This is a genomic window from Stenotrophomonas sp. 112478_Sma, assembly GCF_056479905.1.
Genome location: NZ_CM151072.1, coordinates 3,321,552 through 3,342,461 on the forward strand (window position 1 = coordinate 3,321,552; position 20,910 = coordinate 3,342,461).

Below are 20,910 nucleotides of genomic sequence, written 5' to 3' on the forward strand. Positions count from 1 at the left end.
TGCGCCCGGCGCCCGCGGTAGTGCCGGCCGCTGGCCGGCAACCTCAACAGCAACAGCCGAAGCGGGCTTCCTGGGGAATGGCGGGGTGGGTCCGGTTGCGGCGGACGCTGCAAGTACGTCCATGTAAGCTCGGTCGCCGCATCCATGCGGCTCACGCCCCCGCAACCGGACCCACCCCGCCTTCGACAGTTGGCCGCGATCTGATGGTAGGTGTCGACCTTGGTCGACACGGAAGATCCACGCCATGCGTGGATGGAACAGAGCAGGAGAGTGGGCTCAGTTTCAGGCACGCAGCATCTCCGCAAGAGGAGCCCCCTTGTTGTTCAAGGGGGCGCGCCGATAGGCGGGGGGATAAGGTGGAATGCGCGCGGGGCCCACGGTTTGCGCAGCAAATCGTGGGACGTAACGCAGGTGGAGATTAAATCTCCACCTGCGCGCCCAACTCAACCAGACGGTTGCCCGGAATCCGGAAGAAGCCCGTGGCCGGCGCAGCATTGCGATGCATCAGTGCGAACAGCTTGTCGCGCCAGATCGGCATGCCGCGGTTGGCGGTGGCGACGATGGTCTCGCGGCTGGCGAAGAAGGTGGTGTCCATCGGATCGAAATAGATCCCGCCGTGGTCGCAGGAGCGCATCAACGCCAACGGTACGTCCGGCGTCTCCATGAAACCGAAGCGGACATAGACCCGGTAGAACTCGTCGCCCACCGATTCGATCTTCAGCCGTTGCCCCTCCATCGCATAGGGAATGGGCAGGGTTTCCACATGCAGGAAGACGTTGCGCTCGTGCAGCACCTTGTTGTGCTTGAGGTTGTGCATCAGTGCATGCGGAGCCACGGTCGGGTCAGCGGTGAGGAACACCGCGGTACCCGGCACGCGCACCGGCGGCGCCAGCATCAGGCCCGGCAGGAAGGTGTCGATGCGGATACCGTCCTTGCGGATCTCGTCGCGCAGCAGCTCTCGGCCACGGCGCCAGGTGCGCATCATGGTGAACAGGAAGATGCCCAGCACGACCGGGAACCAGGCGCCCTGCAGCAGCTTGGCGCCATTGGCGATGACGAAGCCGACGTCGATGATGAAGAACACCACGCACAGCGGCAGGATCCAATGGCGCGCCTTCGGCCACAGCGAGCGCGCGACCAGGGCCAGCAGCAGCGTATCGATCAGCATGGTGGCCGAGACCGAGATGCCATAGGCCACGGCCAGGTTCGACGAGCTGCGGAAGGCCAGCACCAGGCCGATGACCATCACCGCGATGCCCCAGTTGATGCCCGGGATGTAGATCTGGCCGATGGTGTCGTGCGAAGTGTGCTTGATGCGCATGCGCGGGATGTAGCCGAGCTGCATGGCCTGGCGCGAGACCGAGAACGCGCCGGTGATCACCGACTGCGAGGCGATCACCGCCGCCATCGTGGCCAGGATGATCATCGGATACAGGGCCCAGTCGGGGACCGCTTCGAAGAAGGGATTCTTCACCGCTTCGGGATGGTTCAGCACCAGCGCGCCCTGCCCCAGATAGTTCAGCACCAGGCACGGCAGCACGAAGAAGTACCAGGCATGGCGGATGGGCTTGGCACCGAAGTGGCCCATGTCGGCATACAGGGCCTCGCCACCGGTGACCGCCAGCACCACGGCGCCAAGGATGAAGATGCCGTGCCAGCTGTGCTCCATGAAGAAGCGGATCGCCCACCACGGGTTGAACGCCTTCAGCACTTCCGGCGAATCGATGATGTTGTAGATGCCGATCGCCGCCAGCGAAATGAACCACACCGAGGTGATCGGGCCGAACGCCTTGCCGATCTTCTCTGTGCCGAAACGCTGCGCGGCGAACACCATCAGCAGGACCACCACGGTGATCGGCACGATGAACGCGTGCAGGCCCGGTGCGGCCACCTCCAGGCCCTCGACGGCACCAAGCACCGAGATCGCAGGGGTGATCACGCCATCACCGAAGAACAGCGACGCACCGAAGATGCCCAGGATGCCCACCACGTAGGCCGAGCGTGAGCCGTTGCGCAGCGTACGCTGGGTCAGCGCCATCAACGCCATGATGCCGCCCTCGCCATCGTTGTCGGCGCGCATGATGATGGTCACGTACTTCAGGGTGACCACGATGTTCAGCGCCCAGAACGCCAGCGACAGCACGCCAAGCACGGTGTCGTGGTCGCTGTTGAGCCCGTAGTGCGGCGAGAACGCCTCCTTCAGGGTGTACAGCGGGCTGGTACCGATGTCACCGAAGACCACACCGATCGCACCGATGACCAGCGCCAGTCCCCCAGCCGGGGGGGCGTGACCGTGTCCGCCAGGGGCGGCTGCGTGCGGGGTTTGACTGCTGGACATGGGACTCCTGGCGAAGCTCAGGCGATGGGGGAGGAAAAGGACGCGGCTCAGCGCAGCGCCGACTGCAGGGCCTTGCGGATGACCGTGGCCACTTCGTCGCCTTCGTTGAAGGCATCACGGGCCATGCGGGCCGCTTCGGCCGGCTTGTAGCCCAGCTGCTGCAGCGCCACGGTGGCATCGGACAGCGGGTCGGCCGGGGCCGGACCACTGCCGGTCGGCAGCGCCCCGCCGGCACCGAACTGGGCCGCACGGTCGCGCAGCTCCAGCACCATGCGCTCGGCGGTCTTCTTGCCGATGCCCGGGATGCGGGTCAGTGCGGTGATGTCGCCCGCCTGCACCATGCGCGCGAATTCCTCGACGCTGACAGCGGACAGCACGGCCAGCGCGATCTTCGCGCCGATGCCGCTGACCTTCTGCACATCGCGGAACAGCCGACGCTCGCCCTCGCGCAGGAAGCCGTACAGCGAGACGCTGTCTTCCTTCTGCGCGTAATGGGTGTACAGCGTGACCTCGCGTCCGAGCTCGGGCAGGTCGTAGAAGGTGCTCATCGGCGCCTCCAGTTCGTAGCCCACTCCATTCACGTCCACCACCAGCCACGGCGGCGCCTTGTAGGCGACGATGCCGCGCAGTCGACCGATCATTGCGTGCAGCTCCTCATTTGCGACCCCACGCCTGGCGGGCGCTGAGCCCCAGGCGGTTGGCCGTCGCCCTTACGTGGGCGTGGGTGATCGCTACCGCCAACGCGTCGGCCGCGTCGGCCTGCAGCTTGGTTTTCAGGTTGAGCATGAGCCCGACCATGTGTTGAACCTGTTGCTTTTCCGCGCCACCACGGCCGACCACGGCCAGCTTGATCTCGCTGGCGGCGTATTCGTGCACCGGCAGGTCGCGCAGCACCACGGCCGAAATGGCTGCGCCGCGGGCCTGGCCCAGCTTCAGCGCCGAATCGGGGTTGCGCGCCATGAACACGCGCTCGATCGCCACTTCCTGCGGCTGGTACTCGCGGCACAGGTCGGCCAGACCCAGCACCAGCAGCTTCATCCGCTGCGGGAAATCGTCGGCGCCCAGCAGCACCAGGGGCTGGTGATGGACGTGGATGACGCGCCCTGCGGCATCGACATCGATGATGCCCACCCCGGTCCGCTGTGAACCGGGGTCGATGCCGAGGATGCGGGTCATGCCGCGCTCCTGGCGGGGCGGAACGGGAAGCGCTGGCAGGCGTATGGGCTCATGACTGTCCGCGGTGACCGTTCAACGGCCCGCGCCCAGGCCGTCGGTGACGGCTCAGGCGTAGGCGTCGGCGCCGAGTTCGGCGTTCGAATACACGTCCTGCACGTCGTCCAGGTCTTCAAGCATGTCCAGCAGCTTGCGGACCTGCAGGGCGACCTCGCCCTCGACCTTGATGTCGTTGTCGGCGCGGAAGGTGATCTCGGCGTGGTCGGCGAGATGCCCTGCGGCAGTCATCGCCTCCTTTACCGCGTTGAATGCGTCAGGGCTGGTGACCACGTCGATCGAGCCATCGTCCGGATAGACGACGATGTCATCGGCGCCCGCCTCGATGGCCGCTTCGGTGATCGCCTCCTCGTCGGCACCCGGGGCAAAGCTGAGCACGCCCAAGCGCTTGAACATGAAGGCCACCGAACCCTCGGTCCCCATGTTGCCGCCGCATTTGCTGAACGCGTGGCGGACATCGGCCACGGTGCGCACGCGGTTGTCGGTCAGGCAATCGACGATCACCGCCACACCGCCGGGCGCATAGCCCTCGTAGCGCACTTCCTCGTAGTCGACGCCTTCCAGCTCACCGGTGGCCTTCTTGATCGCACGTTCGATCACGTCCTTGGACATGTTCACGGCCAGGCCCTTGTCCATCGCCACGCGCAGGCGCGGGTTGTTGTTGGGGTCGCCTCCACCGCCGCGCGCGGCCACGCCGATCTCGCGGATGATCTTGGTGAAAATCTTGCCGCGCTTCGCGTCGGACGCGTTCTTGCGGGCTTCGATGGAGGGGCCTCTACCCATGGGTGCTACCGTCTGGCTGCTTCAGGATCAAGGCGCGGATTCTACCTGATCGGGCGCTGCAACCGTGTCTAGGGCGGATGGACGCCGCTGCGCTCGCCGGGCATGGCCCGGCGCTACCGGGGAAAGCGCCGCAGGGTCGTTGCCGGGGTAGCGCCGGGCCATGCCCGGCGGACGGTGCGCATCGACCGGGCGCCTACGCGGCCGCAGCGTCGCGGCTGTGATCGAACCGGCCGTGGCGCAAGAAGTGCGCGGTCTGCCGTGCCGCATCGGGCGAAACCACCAGGCCGCTGTGGCTGGTACGCACTACGCAATGATCGGCCAGACCCGGCAGGCGGGTTTCCGCCAGCGCCACCGTGCCGTCGGAGGCATCGTCGATCGCGCCGAGCAGGCTGCCCAGCCCATGCGGCACCGAACCGGCGATCAGGCCGACCGCGGCCGTGCCCTGCCAGTCGGGCAGGCCGTCAAGCAGCAGTTCGCTGCTGCGGCCCAAGGCCAGGCCCCAGCCATGCTCGGACAGCGAACGCGCGGTACCGCTGCCGCGCAGCGGCGAGCCAAGGCAGACCACGCGCTGTACCTGCAGCTGCGGTTGCCGGCGCAGTGCCTCCAGCGCCAGCAGCCCGCCAAGGCTGTGGCCGACCAGCGACAGCGGTCCGGCATCGGCCAGACGCTCCAACAGCTGGGGGACCGCTACATCCGGGCCGCCGAACACGGAGGAATAGCCAAAGGTCTGCACCCGGAACCCGCGCGCGCGCAGGCGCCACGCCAGCGGCCCTACCCAGGCGCGGGCGTTCCAGATGCCATGGAGCAGCAGTACGGGGGGTGTCATGTGCAACAGCCTGGCGATCAGCGGGGCGAAAACGTGAGGTGATTGAACACAGGCCGGCAGAAAGCGGCGGTGAACGCGCTCAGGCCGTTCGCGGCGCGCGGCGCAGGATGAACTCCAGATCGTTGGTCTGGCCGACCGGGAACAGGTACTGCCCGGCCTTCTCGAAGCCGTAACGGGCGTAGAAGCGCTGTGCGCCGAAGTTCTCCGACCACACGCCCAGCCACAGTGTCCTCGGGCCGTCGCGCTCCAGCCACGCCAGGGCGGTTTCCAGCAGGCGGCTGCCCCAGCCACAACTCTGCTGCGACTTGACCAGGTACAGGCGCTTGAGCTCGCCATCCCCCGCTTTCACATCCTGATGGGGCAGGCCACAGGGGCCGGCGGCGGCATGACCGACCGCCTCCCCTTCCCGCTCCAGCAACCACACGGCGTAATCCGGGTGAGCCAGGATCGTGCGCTGGCGCTCGACCGTGTAGGACTCCTGCAGGAACGCCTGCAGGTCCTGCGGCGGATACAGGTGGCCGAAAGTCTCGGTGAACGTGCGTGCGGCCAGCGCCGACAAGGTCGGCGCGTCGTCCACGGTGGCGCGGCGGATCGAGTACATGCAGGAAGTTGACGTCAGCGCGAAGGGCGGGTCAAGCCTTTTCAGGCGATTCCGCGTCTTCGTCTTCCTCGTCCTCTTCCTCGTACTCCTCTTCGTCCTCGTCCTCTTCTTCGCCTTCCTCGTCCTCGTCGTACTCTTCTTCCTCTTCGTCGTCTTCGTAATCCTCGACGCCGAAGTCTTCACCGTCCCAGCGGCCTTCGCCGTCGGCGACGAAGGTCAGGGCCATCGCCGCCGGGTTGGTACCGACGCGGACCAGCCAACCACCGAACACGCGTGCCCGCTCGGTGACCAGGTTGGCCTCGGAGCCTTCATTGCCCAGCTTTTCCCACTCCAGCGAAAACGCAAACTCGGTCATTGCCTGGATCTCCTGATCAGTTTTTCTTGGGGCGAACCTGGATGTGCACTTCGGCCAGCTGCTCGTCGACGATCGGCGACGGCGCGTCGGTCATCAGATCCTGTGCACCGGTGGTCTTCGGGAACGGGATGACGTCGCGGATCGACTCGGTACCGGCCATCAGCGCGGCGATGCGGTCGATGCCGAATGCGATGCCGCCGTGCGGCGGCGCGCCGTAGTTCAGCGCGTCGAGCAGGAAACCGAACTTGGCACGCGCTTCTTCGGCGCCGATGCCGAGCAGCTCGAACACCGCGCTCTGCATGTCCGGGCGATGGATACGGATCGAGCCGCCGCCGATTTCATTGCCGTTGAGCACCATGTCGTAGCCGCGCGAGACCGCGGTACGGGCATTGGCGCGCAGGTCGGCAATATCGTCCACGGCCGGTGCGGTGAAGGGGTGATGCAGGGCGACATAGCGCTGCGCCTCGTCATCCCATTCGAACATCGGGAAATCGGTGACCCACAACGGGCGCCAGCCATCGGCGACCAGGCCGAAGTCCTTGCCGGCCTTCAGGCGCAGCGCGCCCATGAAGTCGGAGACCTTGTTGTAGCCACCGGCACCGAAGAACACGATGTCACCCTTGCCGGCGCCGACGTGGGCAACCAGCGCGGCGAAGGCGTCTTCGCTGAAGAACTTCTGGATCGGCGAGCTGACCTCGCCGTTGTCGGCGATCTTGATGTAGGCCAGGCCCTTGGCGCCGTACTTGGCGGCGTGCGCAGCGTACTCATCGATCTGCTTGCGGCTCAACGCTGCGCCACCGGGGATGCGCAGCGCGGCGACGCGGCCATCGGCGTCGTTGGCCGGGCCGGTGAACACCGGGAACTCACTGCCCTTGACCAGCTCGGCCACGTCCACCAGTTCCAGCGCGATGCGCAGGTCCGGCTTGTCCGACCCATAGCGGCGCATCGCTTCGGCCCAGGTCATGCGCGGGAAGCTGGCATCCAGGTCGACGTCCACCACTTCCTTGAAGATGGCGCGGATCATCTCTTCGACGAAATCCTGCACGTCGCGCTCGCGCACGAAGGCGAACTCCATGTCCAGCTGGGTGAATTCCAGCTGGCGGTCGGCACGCAGCGCTTCATCGCGGAAGCAGCGCGCGATCTGGTAGTAACGGTCGAAGCCGGCCACCATCAGAATCTGCTTGAACAGCTGCGGGCTTTGCGGCAGAGCGTAGAACTCGCCCGGATGCATGCGCGCCGGCACCAGGAAGTCGCGCGCGCCCTCCGGGGTGGCCTTGGTCAGGATCGGGGTTTCGATGTCCTGGAAGCCACGCGCATCCAGGTGACGGCGCAGCGCCTGCACCAGCTTGATGCGGGTGCGCTGCATGCGCTGCATTTCCGGGCGGCGCAGGTCCAGGTAGCGGTACTTCAGGCGGGTATCTTCGCCCGGATTCTCGTGGGCGTGGAACGGCAGCGGCGCCGCCTTGTTCAGCACGGTAATGGCCGTGGCGATCACTTCCACCCTGCCGGTCGCCATCTTGTCGTTCACCGCGTGGCGGGCACGCACCACGCCTTCCACCTGCAGCACATCCTCGTAGCCCAGGCTGGCCGCGACCGCGAACACTTCGGCGTTGTCGACCTCGACCGTCACCTGCACGATGCCTTCATGATCGCGCAGATCGATGAAGCAGACGCCGCCCTGGTTACGGGCCACGTCGGTCCAGCCGGCGAGGGTGACAGTCTGGCCAATCAGGGTCTCGTCGACCAGGCCGCAGAAGTGGGTACGCATGGGGGGAAAGCTCCGCTGGAGAACGCCGGCACCCGATGGGGCCGGAAAGCCCCGTATTCTGCGGCCGAGGCCCCGGCCGGGGCAAATGCGGGGCAGTCACACGGGCTTTATCCGTTCCGTCCTTATAGTCGCGCACCACACACCGTATGGGGATTCGCCATGAAAACGCTGTCCCTGGCCAGCCTGGCCGTCACCCTCAGCCTGGGCGCCCTCGCCGGGCTCACCCTCTCCCCCGCCCCCGCCGCCGCGCAGAACGGCGTCATCCGCTGCGAAAGCCAGAACAACCGCGAACGGGTCTGCACTACCGGCTGGCGCAGCGCGCAGCTGGTACGCCAGCTGTCCGGCTCGGCCTGCCAGGAAGGCCGTACCTGGGGCAGCCGCAACGGCAGCATCTGGGTCAACAACGGCTGCCGTGCCGAATTCGTCGAGGGTCGCGGCGGTTGGGGCGGTGGCAATGGCGGCTGGGGGGGCAACAACGGCGACACCATCCGCTGCGAAAGCCAGAACAACCGTGAACGCAGCTGTCCGGTCGGATGGCGCAATGCCCGCCTGGTCCGCCAGTTGTCCGGCAGTCCCTGCCAGGAAGGCCGCACCTGGGGCGTGCGCAATGGCGCGGTGTGGGTCAGCAATGGCTGCCGCGCCGAGTTCGCTGAAGCCCGCGGTGGCTGGGGCGGCGGCAACGGCGGCTGGGGCGGCGGCGGCAACAGCAGTTACTCCATTACCTGCAGCAGCAACAACAACCGCACCCAGAACTGTGACTGGGACGAGCGCCAAGGCCGGCCCGTGCTGCAGCAGCAGCTGTCGGGCAGCGCCTGTCAGGAGGGCCGCAGCTGGGGCTATGCGCGGGGCCAGGTCTGGGTGAGCAACGGCTGCCGGGCCCGCTTCGGCACGCGCTGAGCGAACGAACCTGCGGGCGTGCGGCGGCATCGCCGCCGCCGCGCTCGCCGGGGATGGCCCGGCGCTGCCAGGCGCGATTCGAGCGCTACGGTGCGGTTGCCGGCGGGGCCTCGTCGCCCCACGGTGCCGGCGGCAACGCCACCGGCTTGCTCAGGTCGAACTGCACGCGGAAGCGGCGGCCTTCGGGACGGGTCAGCTCGTAGACGAAGCGCTGGTCCGGCTCGATCTCCATCGCCCACACGTTGTGGGTGGACGCCAGCATGTCGGCGCGGCGGAACATGGCCACCGAATCGGCATCGGCCGGGAACTGCTGGCGTTCGGCGGTACCCGGCGGACGGCTGTCGCCGCCATACAGGGTGATCGCATCAGGGCTGCCGTCGGCATGCCGGTGATCGTGCTTGAGCCGCAGCCCGCTTTCGGTGCGGGTCAGGACCCAGGTCCGCGAATGATCATCGCCGACATGGAAGGGGATGCGCAGCTCATGCCCGGGATCGGCACAGCCCCGCACGTGCATGACCAGCCGCTGCCCGGCGAAGGGGTCCTTGCCGGTCGGTGCCGGCGTGTCCTCCACCACTTTGCCCTCATACGCCTGGCCGCAGTGGGCGGCGATCGCAGCCATGAAGGCGTCGGCCGGGGCCGTCGCCACGTCGTGGGCGACCGTATGCGAGGGCTGTGAGCAGGCTGCGAGCGTGAGCAGGGCGGCAGAAGCAGTGACGAGGGCAGGCAGTTTCATGCCCCAACCCTAACGACCATGGCCGGCCTGCGCAAACCACTCACCCGTTCAACGCCCCGTATCCACGCCCTCCGCCAGGGTCTCGGTTGCCGCCACGGGTGCGGCCTCGCCCGCCCCGTCCGGCTCCTGCTCGACCGGGTCGACATCGAAGGGCGTGCGGAACACCAGCGAGGGCAGCAGGGTGGTCAGCGCCGCGTACAGCAGCAATGCGCCGAACAGCACCGCCGGAATCTGGAACCGCTCACGCATGATCGCGGCCAGGACCAGGGTGAAGATCAGCGTCGGCGCCAGCGCCAGCGACACGCGCAGACTGCTGCGGAAACTCTCACCGAACATCAGCCGGCGCTGCAGCCAGACCACGCCGATACGCAGCGGCAGCACCACCAGGGTGATCACGATGCCCAGCCCCAGCGCTTCGAAGCTCAATGCCTCGGCGGGAACCTTGGTGCCGGCATTGAAGAAGTAGAACGGCACGAAGAACGATGCGAACAGCCGCAGTGCATGCAGGTTCTCGTGCGAGGCCAGCAGCGGCATGCGCTGGTGCAGCAGCCGTGCGACCAGGCCTGCGATGAAGGCGCCCACCAGGTAATACACCCCCAGCAGGTAGGTGATGTAGGCAGCGACCATGCCGACCATGACCAGCAGCGAGAACTCCGAACCAGGCGCGTGCGGCGCCACCCAGCGACCCAGCGCGATGAACAGCAGCGGCAGGCCGACCATCATCGCCAGCAGGGCCAGGCTGGACAGGGCCATGTGACCGGGATCGCCGGCCTGCAGCACGATGAACAGTGCCGCCAGCGCCAGCAGCTCACCGGCGATGGCCTTGCTGGTCACCCAGAACCGCTCGTCCTCGCTCAGACCCAGCCGCGACAGCGAATCCATGATGAAACCCGTGGAGGGCGTCAGCAGCGCCAGGGCCAGCAGGCCCGCGGCCTGCCACGGCAGGCCGGCGTAGCGCCAGGCCAGCCAGCCGACACCGAACAGGGTGGCGCTGCGCACCACAAGATGCGCCAGCAGGGGCCACATGCCACGGCGCAACGCCTGCAGATCGACCTCCAGACCTGCGAACAGGAACAGGGACGAGATGCCGAGCGTGGCCAGCAGCCCGATCACCGCGTCGTGCGCCTGGTCCCCGAGCCAGAGCATGCCGACGATCCCGAACAGCAGGCAGGTGAGCGGTGCGGGCAGGCTGAAGCGCTGCAGCGCGCGCGGGATCACCAGCAGCGCGAAGATCAGCAGCAGGTAGATCAACTCATGACTCATGGGGGACTTCCGTGTGGTTTCGAACGCGCGCAGGATGCGCGCGCACGACCCTCGGAGCAAGCCCGGCCCGGAGACTGGCGGGCGTCAGCCGATCAGCCTGTCCGCGATGCGTCCAACCTGCGCCAGCACACTGGCGCGTTGATCGTTGCGGATGTCCGCAGCCTGCAGGTAGGCCGTAATTACCCAGGGTGCCCCTCCCCCCATGGGCCACAACACGGCGGTGTCATTGCGTGCATCCTCGCCATTGCTGCCGGTCTTGTCGCCCACCCGCCAGCGCGCGCCCAGCCCTGCGCGCAGGCACGCATCGCCGGTTTCGTTGTCGATCAGCCAGTCGGCCAGTTGCTGGCGCGCGCCCGGCGCCAGCGCATCGCCCAGCACCAGCCGCTGCAGGGTCGCGGCCATCGCCGCCGGCGTGGTGGTGTCACGTGGATCACCCTCGGCGAAGCTGTTCAGTTCCGGCTCGAGACGATCGCTGCGGGTCACGCTGTCACCCTGAGCGCGCAGGAAGGCCGTCACGGCGGGCGGCCCGCCCACCACGTCGAACAACAGATTGGCCGCCGTGTTGTCGCTGGTGATGATCGTTGCCCGGCACAGGTCGCGTACGGTCAGATCCTTGCCGGCGTGGCGGCGCGCCACCGGCGCATGCGAGAGCAGGTCGGCCTCGCGCACCGGCACGCGCCTGTCCAGCAGCCCGGGCACGCGCCGGGACTGGTCCAGCACCGTGGCCGCCAGCACCGTCTTGAACGTGCTGCACAGTGGGAACCGCTCATCCTGGCGATGGCCGATGCGGCGACCGCTGGCGGTATCCAGCACGGTCACGCCAAGCCGGCCCGCACAGGCCTTTTCCAGGGCGGCAAAGTCCGTGGCGGCGGCGATCGCGCCGGCCGCCGCCGACGTGCCAACGCCCCTGCCGGCAGCACGGGCGATCAGCGGCAGAGCCAGTGAAGACACCACTGCTGAAGTACTGAACTGAAGGAATCGTCGACGGGGCAACATGCAGGACCTCCGGAAAGTGAACCCGATTATCGAAAGCCCCCGCCGCGCCTGACCAGCGCGTTTTTTCAGCACGTGCCATCAATTTCATTCATGCCTAAGAAGGGCATTCAACGGAGATTCCACGAACCATCCGGATCCCGCTACGATCAGTCATCATTTCAGCTCACGGCTTTCCGATGCTGCATCCGACTCTGCCGCTCAACGCCCTGCGCGCCTTCGAAGCAGCGGCCCGCCACCAGAACTTCACCCGCGCCGCGCTTGAGCTGTGCGTCAGCCAGGCCGCGTTGAGCCATCAGATCCGGGGGCTGGAGGACCGGCTGGGGATCCGCCTGTTCCATCGCCTGCCTCGCGGCGTCGCCCTCACCGATGAAGGCGCCGCGCTGTTCCCGGTGCTCAACGAAGCGTTCGAGCGCATCTCGGCCAGCATCGCGCGCTACACGGGGGGAGCGGCCCGCGAAGTGCTGACGCTGGGCGTGGTGGGTACCTTCGCCACCGGCTGGCTGCTGCCACGCCTGGCCGCGTTCGAGGCCACGCATCCGGATATCGAGCTTCGCGTGCAGACGCACAACAACCGCATCGATCTTGCCGGCGAAGGCCTGGACCTGGCCATCCGCTTCGGTGAGGGCGACTGGCAGGGGCAGGCCTGCACGGCGATCCTGGATGCGCCGTTCGCACCGCTGTGCGCCCCCGCCCTGGCACGCCGGCTGAAACAGCCGCGTGATCTGGGCACGCTGCCGCTGCTGCGCTCCTATCGCAATGATGAATGGCCGCGCTGGCTGCAGGCGGCCGGGGTCAGCGGCGTGGAGGCGCGCGGGCCGGTATTCGATTCGTCGCTGACCTTGGCCATGGCCGCTGCCGGAGGGGCCGGCGTGGCCCTGCTGCCGCTGCGCATGTTCGAACAGGAACTGGCGGAAGGACGGCTGCTGCAGCCGTTCGCCACGACGCTGGAACTGGGCCGCTACTGGCTGACGAGGCTGCGCTCACGCGCCGAGCGTGAGCCTGCACGACGCTTCCGGGAATGGTTGCAGGCGCAGGGCTGACGCGCGCGAGCGGTAGCGCCGGGCCATGCCCGGCGAGCGCAGTGCATCGGGAACACCACCGGGCATGGCCCGGCGCCCTCCATCAGGACTCCAGCAGCTCCATCCAGGCAGCTTCAGCCTTTTCCAGCTGCGCAGCGGCCGTTTCGCGATCACGGCCCAGCACGGCCATGCGGGTGCTGTCGGCATAGTTGGCCGGGTCCGCCAGTTGACGGTCCAGTTCAGCCAGGCCGGCTTCCAGCTCGGCCACCTTGGCTTCCGCCGCGGCCAGCTTGTGCGGATTCACAGGCTTCTTCTGCACGACCTGCGCAACCGGTGCGGTCTTGACCACCACCGGCTCTTCCACCTGCTCCATGCGCGCCTTGGTGCCCTGCGCCTGCGGACGGGTGCGCAGCCACGCAGCGTAGGCGTCGAGATCTCCGTCGAACGGCTCGACCACGCCATCGGCCACGCGCCAGTAGGTATCGCAGACCAGGCCGATCAGGTGGCGATCATGGGAGACCATCACGATCGCGCCTTCGAAGGTTGCCAGCGCTTCGGCCAGCGCCTCGCGCATTTCCAGGTCCAGGTGGTTGGTCGGTTCGTCCAGCAGCAGCACGTTCGGCTGCTGCCAGGCGATCAGCGCCAGCGCCAGGCGCGCACGCTCACCACCGGAGAAGCCATCGACCGGCTCGAATGCGCGATCACCGGGGAAATTCCACTTGCCGAGGAAGTCGCGGAACGACTGGTTCGGCGCATCCGGCGCGATCTCGCGGAAATGCTCCATCGGCGACTGGCCTTCGTGCAGCGACTCGACCGTGTGCTGTGCGAAGTAGCCGATCTTCAGGTCCGGATGGGCCATGCGCTCTCCGGCAATCGGTGCCAGCTCGCCCACCAGGGTCTTCACCAGGGTGGTCTTGCCGGCGCCGTTGGGGCCGAGCAGGCCGATGCGTTGTCCCGCTTCCAGACCAAAGCCGACGTTGTGCAGGATCACGGCGTCCTGGCCATAGCCCGCCTCGACATGATTCAGGCGGATCAGCGAGAACGGCAGCTTGGCGGGCGGCGCGAACTCGATACGGAACTCGCGCTCGGCACGCACGGCCTCGGTACCGGCCAGCTTGGCCAGGCGCTTCATGCGGCTCTGCGCCTGCGCGGCCTTGCTGGCCTGCGCCTTGAAGCGGTCGATGAAGCTCTGCAGGTGGGCACGCTCGGCCTGTTCCTTCTCGTGCGCGATCTGCTGCTGGCGCAGCTGCTCGGCACGTTGGCGCTCGAAATCGGTGTAGCCGCCCGGGTACAGCTTGGCGCCACCCCCATGCAGGTGCAGGGTGTGGGTGGCAACGTTGTCGAGGAACTCGCGGTCATGCGAGATCAGCAGCAGCGTGCCGGGGTACTTCAGCAGCCACTGTTCCAGCCAGTACACCGCATCCAGATCGAGGTGGTTGGTCGGTTCGTCGAGCAGCAGCAGGTCGCTGGGCATCATCAGCGCGCGGGCCAGGTTCAGGCGCACGCGCCAGCCACCGGAGAAGGAGGACACCGCGCGGTGGTGGGTCTCGGCCGGGAATCCGAGGCCGTGCAGCAGCTTGCCGGCACGTGCTTCGGCGTCATAGGCGCCCATCTCGGCCATCCGGGTATGGGCATTGGCCACCGCCTCCCAGTCTTCACGGGCGGTCGCATCGGCCTCTTCGGCCAGCACGGCGGCCACTTCCGTATCGCCACCGAGCACGAAGCTCAACGCCGGATCCGGCAGCGACGGGGTTTCCTGGGCCACGCTGGCAATGCGGACCTTGCCGGGCAGGTCGACGTCGCCCTTGTCGGCCTCCAGTTCGCCCTTCACCGCCGCGAACAGGCTGGACTTGCCGGCACCGTTGCGGCCGACCACGCCCACCCGGTAACCGGCATGCAGGGTCAGGTCGACGTTGGACAACAGCAGCCGCTCGCCGCGGCGCAAGGCGAAATTACGAAGCGAAATCATCGGGGGAGGGGTCCATATAACCGGATGGAATGTGCTGGTGAGCACTGTTCCTGCGACGCAATTCTAGCGTTAACGAATACTTGACGCGCCCCGGGATGCGCAGCGGCTGGCGTTTCCTCTCTCCCACGTCCTCACCGCACGCGTCCCGGGCCCCTCTCATGATGATGCCCATCGCGGCTAAATGGTTGCTGCTGCAACGTTTTTTCCGATGGCCGGCATTTGACAGGCACTGAATATCCCGTTAATTCCTATTTTGCGCACCGCAACAACCGTCGTCCGCTTCACCTCGTGATGTCGATACCGGTGCCGTCCCCGCCAACCGGAGTTCCGTCCCGATGACCCGCAAGACCAGCCTGATCGCCGCCGCCGTCGCTGTCGCACTCGGTGGCTCTCCGTTCCTCGCCGCCGCCCAGCAGAGCGGTACTGCCGCCAACACACTGGACACCGTGATCGTCACCGGTACCCGCGTGGCCGACCGCACGGTCGCCGAATCGCAGTCCCCGATCGACATCATCACCCCCGAGGTTCTGCAGTCCACCGGCACCAGCGAACTGGCCACCGCGCTGTCGCGTGCCCTGCCCTCGCTGAACTTCCCGCGCCCGGCCCTGACCGACGGCACCAGCGGCGTGCGACCGGCGCAGCTGCGTGGCCTGTCACCGGACCAGGTGCTGGTGCTGGTCAACGGCAAGCGCCGCCACACCTCCGCCATGATCAACGTCAACGGCAGCATCGGCCGCGGCTCGTCGGCGGTGGACATCAATGCGATTCCGATCGCCGCCATCGAGCGCGTTGAAGTGCTGCGCGATGGCGCTTCGGCGCAGTACGGCTCGGACGCCATCGCCGGCGTCATCAACATCGTGCTCAAGGGCAGCGGCAGCGGCGGCAGCCTGGCCGTCGACTACGGCCAGTATTCGGCCGGCGATGGCAACAAGTACCAGCTCTCCGGCGATACCGGCGTGGAGTTCGGCAGCGGCCGTGGCCGCCTGCACGTGGCCGGGCAGATCAGCCAGCAGGATGAAAGCAACCGCGCCGGTCCTTACCAGGGCAGCACACCGAACACCGGCAATTTCCCTGGCATCGGCGAGACGACCTTCGTGGTCGGCGATCCGCGTGTGGATGCGACCGCCGCCTCGGCCAACGCCAGCTTCGACTTCAGCGACCGCGTTACCGGCTACGCCAGCGCGTTGCTCAGCAACCGCGACATCACCTCGTTCGCGTTCTACCGCTCGCGCAACCACAGTGGGCAGGGCGCCCTGCTGGCCCAGATCTACCCCGACGGCTTCGTGCCGCAGATCAACCAGTACTCCAAGGACCGCTCGCTGGTGGCCGGCGTCAAGGGCAGCACCGACAGCGGCTGGACCTGGGACCTGAGCCTGAACCACGGCGAGAACACCCTGGATTTCCACACCCGCAACACCATCAACTACAGCCTGGGCACGGCCAGCCCGAGCTCGTTCTACGACGGCACGTTGAAGTACCAGCAGGACATCTTCAATGCCGACCTGACCAAGTCGCTGGACTGGGGCCTGGCCTATCCGGTGACGCTGTCCTTCGGTGGTGAGTACCGCAAGGAGAAGTGGGACCAGAACCCGGGCGAGCTGAATTCATACACCGGCAGCGGCGCGCAGGGCTTCGCCGGCTTCACCCCGACCAATGAAGTGCATACCGACCGCCACAACTATGCGGTCTACGCCGGCCTGGAAGCGGACCTGACCGAGAAGTTCTCCGCCGGCCTCACCGGGCGCTACGAAGACTATTCGGACTTCGGTGACCGTTTCTCCGGCAAGCTATCGGCACGCTACGCGTTCACCGACAAGGTCGCGCTGCGGGCCACCGCGTCCAGTGGCTTCCGCGCGCCATCGCTGGGCCAGCAGGGCTACCAGGCGGTGACCAGCACCATCATCAACGGTGACTTCTTCGAACGCGGCACTTTCCCCACCACCAGCCCGGCCGCACAAGCGCTGGGCGCCTCGCCACTGAAGGCCGAGACCTCCACCAGCTACAGCCTGGGCCTGGTGCTGCAGCCGGTGGACCGCCTGTACGTGACCGTCGATGCATACCAGATCGACATTGACGATCGCATCGCGCTGTCCTCCAACATCACCACCACGCCGGCTGCCGCCGCGCTGCTGGGCGGGCTGGGCCTGCCGCAGGTGACGGCCTTCTCGTACTTCACCAACGCACTGGACACGCGCACGCGGGGCGTGGACTTCGTCTCCAGCTATACCGTGCCCTTCAGTGCCAGCAGCCTGGAGCTGACGGCGGCCTACAGCTACAACGAAACCGAAGTGAAGCGGGTGAACGGGTCTCCGTCGGTGTTCCCGACGCTGGGTATCTCGCAGTCGCTGATCGGCCGCGATGAGATCGGCCGCATCGAGGACAGCTATCCGCGCGACAAGGCGATCCTCAGCGGCACCTGGCGCTCGGATCATTGGGAGCTGGGCCTGGCGGCCACACGCTACGGCAAGTTCACCGTGCGCAATTCGGCCACCGCGCTGCGTGACCAGACCTACGGTGATGCCTGGGTAGTGGATGCCTCGGCCAGCTACAAGCCGAGCAGCAACTGGACCCTGACCGTCGGCGCGGACAATCTGCTGGACAAGTATCCGGACCGGACGGCGGACCTGCAGAACTCGACCTTCGGCATGCTGCCGTACAGCAACTACTCGCCGTTCGGCTTCAACGGCGCGTATGTGTACGGGCGTATCAGGTACACCTGGTAAGCGGCACCGGTAACGCCGGGCCACGCCCGGCGGCGCGGTGGAACGTGCATCCCTTCTGTTCCGGCAGAAGGGATCGGCCCTGTACTGCTCAAACCATCCGTTCCACCTGCCGGGTTTGCTGCATCTGGCCGCTTGGGTGAAAATCGGGACATCCCCCTCCCCGAACCCTGCGAGTGCCGATGCACCATGACACCGACCTGATCAACATCGTCGCCGTTGGCCTGGGGCTCGCCTTCATCTTCGGCGCGCTGGCCAACAAGCTGCGCTTGTCTCCCCTGGTCGGGTATCTGGTTGCTGGCATCTGCGTGGGGCCATTCACCCCGGGGTTCGTCGCCGACCAGGCGCTGGCCAACCAGCTGGCCGAACTGGGCGTGATGCTGCTGATGTTCGGCGTCGGCCTGCACTTCTCGCTGAAGGACCTGATGGCGGTCAAGGCCATCGCCATCCCGGGTGCCATCGGCCAGATCGCAGTGGCCACCCTGCTCGGCTGGGGCGTGGCGTGGTTGATGGGCTGGCCGACGCTGCATGGGGTGATCTTCGGCTTCTCGCTGGCCACCGCCAGTACCGTGGTCCTGCTGCGGGCGATGGAAGAGCGCCGCCTGCTGGAGACCATGCGCGGCAAGATCGCAGTGGGCTGGCTGATCGTGGAGGATCTGGCCTGCGTACTGGCACTGGTGATGATGCCGGTGCTCGCCGGCGTGTTCGGCCCCGATGCGGCCAAGGAAACCCACACCGTCGGCAGCGTGCTGGCCGATCTGGGCTGGACGTTCGTGCAGCTTGGCCTGTTCGTGGCCGTGATGCTGGTGGTCGGTCGGCGGGTCATCCCCTGGATCCTCGAACGCATCGCCGGCACCGGCTCGCGCGAGCTGTTCACCCTGTCAGTGCTGGCGATCGCACTGGGCGTGGCCTTCGGTTCGGCCATGCTGTTCGGCGTGTCCTTCGCGCTGGGCGCGTTCTTCGCCGGGATGCTGCTCAACGAATCGGAACTGAGCCACAAGGCGGCGCATGATTCGCTGCCGCTGCGCGATGCGTTCGCGGTGCTGTTCTTCGTTTCGGTGGGCATGCTGTTCGACCCCAACATCGTCGTGCAGCATCCGTGGCAGGTACTGGCCACGGTGCTGATCATCATGTTCGGCAAGTCCGCCGCCGCCTTCTTCATTGTGCGTGCGTTCGGCCACCCGAGCAGCACCGCGCTGACCATCTCGGCCAGCCTGGCGCAGATCGGTGAGTTCGCCTTCATCATCGCCGGCCTCGGTGTCTCGCTGCAGATCCTGCCGAAGGAAGGACAGTCGCTGGTGCTGGCCGGTGCACTGGTGTCGATCATGCTCAACCCGCTGGTGTTCGGCCTGCTCGACCGCTGGCAGGCGAAGCAGGAGCAGCTGCCGCAGGCGCCGGAGCCGGAAGAAGCCACCGGGCCCTCGCGCGACCTGCATGACCACGCCATCGTGATCGGCTACGGCCGGGTTGGCAGCGAGCTGGCGCAGGTGCTGCGCGACCGCGGCGTACCGGTGCTGGTGATCGATGACAACAAGGACCATGTCGAGCGTGCACATGCCAGTGGCCTCGCGGCGATCCGTGGCAGCGCCGCGGCCGACCGGGTGCTGGCCGAGGCCCACCCGGAGCGCGCCAAGATCGCCGTCCTGGCCATTCCGCAGCCATTGGAAGCCGGCGAAGCGCTGGCCAAACTGCGCGCGATCAATCCCGACCTGACCCTGCTGGCACGGGCACACAGCGATGCTGAAGTGAAGCACCTGCTGGAACATGGCGCCGATGGCACGGTGATGGCCGAGCGCGAGCTGGCCTATTCGCTGGCGGAGATGATCATGTCCACCCCGCCCTACCGGAATCTCGGCCAGCACAGCATTCCGGTGGTGTGAGGCAGGGCGGATGGCGTAGCGCCGGGCCATGCCCGGCGGCTGCCATGAAAAATCCCCGGTCGACCCGCATCGACCGGGGATAGGTAACACCAGTGCCACGCCTTGGAGAGGCAGCTCCACCGTAGCGCATCGCGGCGGCGGTGGTGATCGCCACTGGCGATGACGACCAAGCGCCTGGCTATCAGGCGCCGGCCAGCGCCTGCTGCAGGTCGGCCTGCAGGTCGCCGATGTGCTCGATGCCGATCGACAGCCGCACCGTGTCTTCGCTGACCCCGGCGCGGGCCAGTTCATCGGCATCCAGCTGGCGGTGGGTGGTGGATGCCGGATGGGTGGCCAGCGACTTGGCGTCACCCAGGTTGACCAGCCGCGTGAACAGCTTCAGTGCGTCCAGGAAGCGGGCACCGGCCTCACGTCCGCCAGGAAGGCCAAAGGTCAGCACGCCTGAGCCCTGCCCACGCAGGTAACGCTGTGCGCCCGCATGCTCAGGGTCATCCGGCAGGCCGGCATAGCGCACCCACGCCACCTTGGGATGCTGCTTCAGATACTGCGCCACGGCCAGCGCGTTGGCGTTGATCCGTTCCATGCGCAGGGCCAGGGTCTCGATGCCCTGGAGGATGAGAAACGCATTGAACGGCGACAGTGCCGCGCCGGTATTGCGCAGCGGTACCACCCGCGCACGGCCGATGTAGGCGGCCGGGCCGAGGGCGTCGGTGTAGACCACACCGTGATAGCTCGGGTCCGGCTGGTTGAGACGGGCGAAACGCTGTGGCTGCGCCGTCCAATCGAAGCGGCCCGAATCGATGATCGCTCCCCCCAGACTGTTGCCATGGCCGCCGAGGTACTTGGTCAGCGAGTGCACCACGATATCCGCGCCATGCTCGAACGGGCGCAGCAGGAAGGGCGTGGCAACGGTGTTGTCGACGATCAATGGCACGCCGGCGGCATGGGCGACTTCGGCAATCGCGGCGATGTCGGTGACATTCCCGCGTGGATTGCCGATCGACTCCACGAACACCGCCTTGGTTCGGTTGTCGATGAGGGGAGCAAAGGCTGACGGATCGGCCGGGTCGGCGAACCGCGCCTGGATGCCGTACTGCGGCAGCGTATGCGCCAGCAGATTGAGGCTGCCGCCATACAGCGCACTGGCGGCGACGATGTTGTCGCCTGCTTCGGCGATGGTCTGGATCGCATAGGTGATCGCAGCCTGCCCGGATGCCAGCGCCAGCGCACCGATCCCGCCTTCCAGCGCGGCCAGACGTTGCTCCAGCACGTCGGTGGTGGGATTCATGATGCGGGTATAGATGTTGCCCTGCACCTTCAGATCGAACAGATCGGCGCCGTGCTGGGTGTCATCGAAGGCGTAGGCCACGGTCTGGTAGATGGGCACCGCCACTGCGCGCGTGGTCGGGTCGGGCCGGTAGCCGCCGTGCACGGCCAGGGTTTCCAGTTGCCACTGCGGATCACTCATCGCGTCAGGTTCCATCCGGGGAAACCTGCACGATAGGCGACCCCCACCGCGCACGCTGAGAGCC

Annotated in this window: 17 protein-coding genes; 4 read left to right on the forward strand and 13 right to left on the reverse strand. The window is 67.1% G+C overall.

What is annotated here, in order from left to right; all coding sequences use genetic code 11:
• Window positions 1-418 precede the first annotated feature (418 nt).
• From ACZK08_RS15200 to aspS, 8 genes are all read right to left on the reverse strand, one after another.
• Complete coding sequence (locus ACZK08_RS15200; protein WP_053519356.1) at window positions 419-2,338, reverse strand: potassium transporter Kup; 1,920 nt, start codon at window positions 2,336-2,338, stop codon at window positions 419-421.
• 47 nt (window positions 2,339-2,385) lie between these two features.
• On the reverse strand, window positions 2,386-2,979 hold the full coding sequence (ruvA, locus tag ACZK08_RS15205) for a Holliday junction branch migration protein RuvA (protein WP_053519357.1): 594 nt from the start codon (window positions 2,977-2,979) through the stop codon (window positions 2,386-2,388).
• Between the two features lie 13 nt (window positions 2,980-2,992).
• Window positions 2,993-3,514 (reverse strand): crossover junction endodeoxyribonuclease RuvC, encoded by a 522-nt coding sequence (gene ruvC, locus ACZK08_RS15210; protein ID WP_053519359.1) that lies wholly within the window; start codon window positions 3,512-3,514, stop codon window positions 2,993-2,995.
• Window positions 3,515-3,619: 105 nt separating this feature from the next.
• Window positions 3,620-4,351: a YebC/PmpR family DNA-binding transcriptional regulator gene (locus ACZK08_RS15215; protein ID WP_053519361.1), complete on the reverse strand. Its 732-nt coding sequence runs from the start codon at window positions 4,349-4,351 to the stop codon at window positions 3,620-3,622.
• Between the two features lie 193 nt (window positions 4,352-4,544).
• Window positions 4,545-5,177, reverse strand: coding sequence for an esterase/lipase family protein (locus ACZK08_RS15220; protein ID WP_053519363.1), 633 nt, complete (start codon window positions 5,175-5,177; stop codon window positions 4,545-4,547).
• A gap of 79 nt (window positions 5,178-5,256) precedes the next feature.
• A complete protein-coding gene (locus ACZK08_RS15225) occupies window positions 5,257-5,778 on the reverse strand; it encodes a GNAT family N-acetyltransferase (protein WP_065182592.1) in 522 nt (173 codons plus the stop codon).
• 31 nt (window positions 5,779-5,809) lie between these two features.
• On the reverse strand, window positions 5,810-6,133 hold the full coding sequence (locus ACZK08_RS15230; RefSeq protein WP_053519367.1) for a hypothetical protein: 324 nt from the start codon (window positions 6,131-6,133) through the stop codon (window positions 5,810-5,812).
• 16 nt (window positions 6,134-6,149) lie between these two features.
• Window positions 6,150-7,901, reverse strand: coding sequence for an aspartate--tRNA ligase (aspS, locus tag ACZK08_RS15235; protein WP_053519369.1), 1,752 nt, complete (start codon window positions 7,899-7,901; stop codon window positions 6,150-6,152).
• A gap of 159 nt (window positions 7,902-8,060) precedes the next feature.
• Between aspS and ACZK08_RS15240 the strand changes: the two genes are divergently transcribed.
• A complete protein-coding gene (locus ACZK08_RS15240) occupies window positions 8,061-8,798 on the forward strand; it encodes a DUF3011 domain-containing protein (RefSeq protein ID WP_065182591.1) in 738 nt (245 codons plus the stop codon).
• Between the two features lie 85 nt (window positions 8,799-8,883).
• On the opposite strand, the gene ACZK08_RS15245 is transcribed toward ACZK08_RS15240, so the two are convergent.
• The 3 genes from ACZK08_RS15245 to blaL2 all read right to left on the reverse strand — a co-directional run bounded on the left by ACZK08_RS15245 (window position 8,884) and on the right by blaL2 (window position 11,790).
• Window positions 8,884-9,531, reverse strand: a complete 648-nt coding sequence (locus tag ACZK08_RS15245; protein ID WP_053519373.1) for a hypothetical protein — start codon at window positions 9,529-9,531, stop codon at window positions 8,884-8,886.
• 48 nt (window positions 9,532-9,579) lie between these two features.
• The gene (locus ACZK08_RS15250) at window positions 9,580-10,794 is read right to left on the reverse strand and encodes a cation:proton antiporter (protein WP_065182590.1); all 1,215 of its coding nucleotides are present in this window, start codon (window positions 10,792-10,794) and stop codon (window positions 9,580-9,582) included.
• An 84-nt stretch (window positions 10,795-10,878) separates the two neighbouring features.
• Window positions 10,879-11,790, reverse strand: coding sequence for a L2 family extended-spectrum class A beta-lactamase (gene blaL2 / locus ACZK08_RS15255; protein ID WP_065182589.1), 912 nt, complete (start codon window positions 11,788-11,790; stop codon window positions 10,879-10,881).
• Between the two features lie 176 nt (window positions 11,791-11,966).
• On the opposite strand from blaL2, the gene ampR reads away from it, so the two are divergent.
• The gene (gene ampR, locus ACZK08_RS15260) at window positions 11,967-12,830 is read left to right on the forward strand and encodes a LysR family transcriptional regulator AmpR (protein ID WP_053519379.1); all 864 of its coding nucleotides are present in this window, start codon (window positions 11,967-11,969) and stop codon (window positions 12,828-12,830) included.
• Between the two features lie 82 nt (window positions 12,831-12,912).
• Here the strand turns inward: ampR and ACZK08_RS15265 are convergent, their stop codons facing one another.
• Complete coding sequence (locus ACZK08_RS15265) at window positions 12,913-14,778, reverse strand: ABC-F family ATP-binding cassette domain-containing protein (RefSeq protein ID WP_053519381.1); 1,866 nt, start codon at window positions 14,776-14,778, stop codon at window positions 12,913-12,915.
• Window positions 14,779-15,113: 335 nt separating this feature from the next.
• Between ACZK08_RS15265 and ACZK08_RS15270 the strand changes: the two genes are divergently transcribed.
• Window positions 15,114-17,501 (forward strand): TonB-dependent receptor plug domain-containing protein, encoded by a 2,388-nt coding sequence (locus ACZK08_RS15270; protein ID WP_065182588.1) that lies wholly within the window; start codon window positions 15,114-15,116, stop codon window positions 17,499-17,501.
• Between the two features lie 179 nt (window positions 17,502-17,680).
• Entirely contained in the window at window positions 17,681-19,378 is a 1,698-nt protein-coding gene (ybaL, locus tag ACZK08_RS15275; protein WP_065182587.1) for a YbaL family putative K(+) efflux transporter, read from the forward strand.
• A 181-nt stretch (window positions 19,379-19,559) separates the two neighbouring features.
• Here ybaL and ACZK08_RS15280 read toward each other — a convergent pair whose 3' ends face one another.
• A complete protein-coding gene (locus ACZK08_RS15280) occupies window positions 19,560-20,846 on the reverse strand; it encodes an O-acetylhomoserine aminocarboxypropyltransferase/cysteine synthase family protein (RefSeq protein ID WP_065182586.1) in 1,287 nt (428 codons plus the stop codon).
• Between the last annotated feature and the right edge of the window lie 64 nt (window positions 20,847-20,910).